We start from the raw sequence: 2,326 nt of genomic DNA, 5'->3' as shown, positions 1-2,326 counted from the left end.
CTAAACCTATTAAGTCGTCGGCAGCGTCAGAGGTGTATAAGAGACAGAGGCCGTGGAGGGACGCACCACCGGCGAGGACGGCGTGTGGTTCGCGGACGCGGAGCAGGAGCGGTTCCGGCGCATCAACCGGCTGACGCTGGCGTTCAACGTGCCGCTGTATGGGGCGCTGGCGGCGTGGCTGGTGATGGGGATGCGGTAGTCACACCACGGGCTGGCGCCAGGCCTTGGACAGGTGACCGGGGCGGGACTGGTTGAAGCGGTGGATCAACTCCTCCCGGCCGTGCTCCAGCAGGTACGTGAGCTCGCGGGGCATGAGGGTCTTCACCGTGACGAGCCGGACCTGTCCGTCTGGCATGGTGAAGTGGGTGGGGAGCGTGGGGGTGTCCATGCCCAGGAGCACGCCCACGCGGCCCTCTTTCGTCAGGAGCGGTTCGGGCAGGTGCGCGCCGTCCACTTCCATGGTGAGGATGCCGGTCCTCGCGGGTTCACGCAGGTGTTCGTGGCCCACGAGTTCGTTGGCGATGCGCTCCAGCAGCGTCACGGGCCATTTGGCCTGCGGCTCATCGGTTTCCAGCGCGAGCTCCAGGCCGAAGCCCACGGAGGGCTCCACGGTGTCCACGAAGAAGTCGGAGAGGCCGTCCGTCACGAAGAGGGCACGTCCTTCGGGGCGGTGGATGACGCGCCAGACCTGGCGCCTCGCGGGCCAGCCTCCTCCGACGACGATGGGGAGGATGGCGTTTTCATCCAGTGTGCCCAGCGTGCGCCAGAAGGCTTCACGGGCCGTTTCGGTCCGTTCGTAGAGCGCTTGAAGTTTGCGGCGGTGCTCGCGTTCCTCAGGGCTGATGGCACCCGGGCCCGTGACCTCCCGGAACTTCACTCCTGTGACATTCGCGTGCTCCAGCGCATCCTTGATGTCTTCGGAGACGATGAGAGCGACAGTCCACCCCCAGGCGCGGAAGACCTTGGCATCGCCCACTTTCGTCGGATCGATGCGCATGCCCGCGACGTCCCTGTATTTCCCTACCTTCTCTGGACGCCCATCTTCAGGCTTCCAATACAGCACCTCTTCGGAAGCCTCGTCGTCGATGCACCTGACGAGACGGAGCACGTTGACGAGGAAGTACGGGCCAGGCTCCGACGCAATCGTTACTGGGAACAGCTGAAGATCATCTGGAGCGAGCCTGCTCAGGATGGCTGCCACATCCGCAAGAACGACGGGCGCCAGACCGATGCCTGCCAGCGTGAATCCCAATGCCAGACCGGCATGGTCGACCGGAATCTTCAAGGGCGATTCCAAGCCGACGGCTTCACCCTTCCTGAACATCCATGGATTGGCGACCTCCCGGCCGGACGCATCAATGGGATCGCCCAGCGACCACCGACCGGGAACATGCAGATCATCGATCAGCTCGAAATACCGCATTGCCACGAGAGACTCCCGCTCAGCTATGACTTCGTGACCCACTTATTGAGCGTCATGCTCGTGTTCAAGATGTCGCTGGCGAGCCGACGAAGCTCGTTGGTGAGCGCTTCGCGGCACTGATGGATGCTGCCACAATCTTCCATTGCTTCGTTCAGTCGGGAGAGCACTCTTTGATGGTACGCCTCGGGATGAGGTCCCTTGTGGCCTGGGACACGGACTTTGTTCGCGGGATCATCCAGGGACATCCCTGCTCGATCGAAGAGCCTCTGGAACTGGGGTGACCAAGGTCCTCCATGATGCGTTGCTTCCCACCACTTGTTCGTGGCGATGTGGTGCTCGTGGACGTCGACCGGTGCCGGGACGTTCGGTCCCTTCGTGCCCATCGCCACTGCGTTGGGCGCCAGCGCGATGGTCACCTCTCCGCTCGCGGACACCGCGACCGCTGAGACCTCCGCCGCGGCCACCAGCCGGAAGCCTCCCTGCTCCGCTCCCACCAGCGCGGCCTGTGCTGAACCGGGCAGTGTCGCGACCCTCGACGCCAGCGTCTGCGCCGTGCTCCCCAGCGCGGCCATCGCCAGCATCACGAAGGCCCTTGCCGCCTGCTTCCCCATCACCTCGCCGTACTTCTCTCCCGCGCTTCGGATGCCGTCGAACGTGTCTGCGTCCCTCACCTCCGCCGCCAGCACCCTCCAGCCCTGGATGAGACTCCACACCGTGTCCCAGCCCAGGTACGCAATCAGCGCCACCGTCGGCGTTGCCGCCACTCCCTTCGACAGCAGCGGCTCCGGCACCAGCCACAGGCTGAAGTACACCGCCCCTGTCATCACCAGCAGCGACACCGTCGCCTCGGGGTCCACCATCCCCTCCAGGGCTTCGGCCGTCTCCTCCCATACCGAGTCCAGC

3 protein-coding genes are annotated in these 2,326 nt (G+C 64.7%); 1 reads left to right on the top strand and 2 read right to left on the bottom strand.

What is annotated here, in order from left to right:
• The first annotated feature begins 52 nt into the window (after nucleotides 1–52).
• Nucleotides 53–199, top strand: coding sequence for a hypothetical protein (locus D7X55_RS43755; protein ID WP_158626488.1), 147 nt, complete (start codon nucleotides 53–55; stop codon nucleotides 197–199).
• Here D7X55_RS43755 and D7X55_RS38585 read toward each other — a convergent pair whose 3' ends face one another.
• Both D7X55_RS38585 and D7X55_RS38580 read right to left on the bottom strand, forming a co-directional pair.
• The gene (locus D7X55_RS38585) at nucleotides 200–1,465 is read right to left on the bottom strand and encodes an imm11 family protein (protein ID WP_233610333.1); all 1,266 of its coding nucleotides are present in this window, start codon (nucleotides 1,463–1,465) and stop codon (nucleotides 200–202) included.
• On the bottom strand, nucleotides 1,447–2,326 hold an 880-nt coding region (locus D7X55_RS38580; RefSeq protein WP_121725639.1), incomplete at its 5' end, for an AHH domain-containing protein. The genes D7X55_RS38580 and D7X55_RS38585, both read right to left, overlap by 19 nt.

Origin of the sequence: Corallococcus sp. AB049A (assembly GCF_003668885.1) — a bacterium.
Taxonomy (GTDB): Bacteria; Myxococcota; Myxococcia; order Myxococcales; family Myxococcaceae; genus Corallococcus; species Corallococcus interemptor.
The sequence above is the reverse complement of the archived record's forward strand: the minus strand, read 5'-3'. Positions and strand labels throughout refer to the sequence as shown.